Origin of the sequence: Legionella sp., from assembly GCF_965140895.1 — a bacterium.
GTDB lineage: Bacteria > Pseudomonadota > Gammaproteobacteria > Legionellales > Legionellaceae > Legionella.
In genome coordinates this window covers 1-872 of sequence record NZ_CBCSKT010000136.1, presented here as the reverse complement: position 1 = coordinate 872, position 872 = coordinate 1, and the positions used below count along the sequence as shown (strand labels likewise).

Sequence of the window (872 nt, the reverse complement as noted above, 5' to 3'; positions counted from 1 at the left end):
AAAGGATTGCGGTAAAATTTGTTGCAAGGAGGTGCCACCAATGCGGTTGTAGGTATAATTTCCCAACATTGCTTGCTTTTGCGGATATAATTGCCCCACACTCTGCGCCAATTGCGCTCTGGTTTGCAATACCTTCACACCCGCTGCTTGTACAGATAGATTGCTGTGGTAGCCTTGATTAATAACTGCGCTTAGCACCGGATCGTGGAATTCCTGCCACCATTTAGTGCCTTTAAATGGCTTCTCTTTAACAGAAGCATCTTTTTTTGCCCAATGCTCCGCAACTTGTTTATTCGGCTCTTTATAATTAGGACCGACCATACAAGAACAAAGTAACAAGCAAACTACAACAATAAAAATCTTCAACATGAAGCTAGTATTTCCCTATTGCAACTGTTATTCCTTTACTCCACGTGATACGACATCCTAACTGCAGTCAGTTTTTTTAGGTCAAGACCGAGTACCGTGGGGGGTATGTGGTATGCTAATATGTAGCATATACAAGACTTTATCATCACTATTTATAATTTGGTAGTGAATTTTGAGGTGGTAGATCGGCTCATGTACCTCAAAGGAATTTTGCAATGACCTGTAGGATGAGTCCATGGCTCATAAAATCCCGTATTATAACTTAGTCTAATACGGGCTACGAACTATTGTGCCTCAGTCACCTGAAGCTGCGTCACATTCTGCAAACCGCGCGGCAAACGATTGCCTCGGCGTCCACGTTCACCTGAGTAATGCTCCAAATCAGCCCCTTTCAACGTGAAGTGACGCTTACCTGCATGAACGGTGAGTGAGTCATTCTTCGTGAGGATCTGCACATCAATAACATACTCTTCACGCGATGCAGCCTTAGCCGAAGGAATACT

The 872-nt window shown here is 43.6% G+C and carries 1 protein-coding gene and 1 pseudogene; both read right to left on the bottom strand.

What is annotated here, in order from left to right; all coding sequences use genetic code 11:
* Positions 1 to 369: pseudogene (locus tag ACQY7T_RS13035) on the bottom strand (efflux transporter outer membrane subunit); the annotation flags it as partial.
* Positions 370 to 653: 284 nt separating this feature from the next.
* Positions 654 to 872 (bottom strand): hypothetical protein (locus ACQY7T_RS13030; protein ID WP_428413955.1); only part of this gene is annotated, 219 nt, incomplete at its 5' end.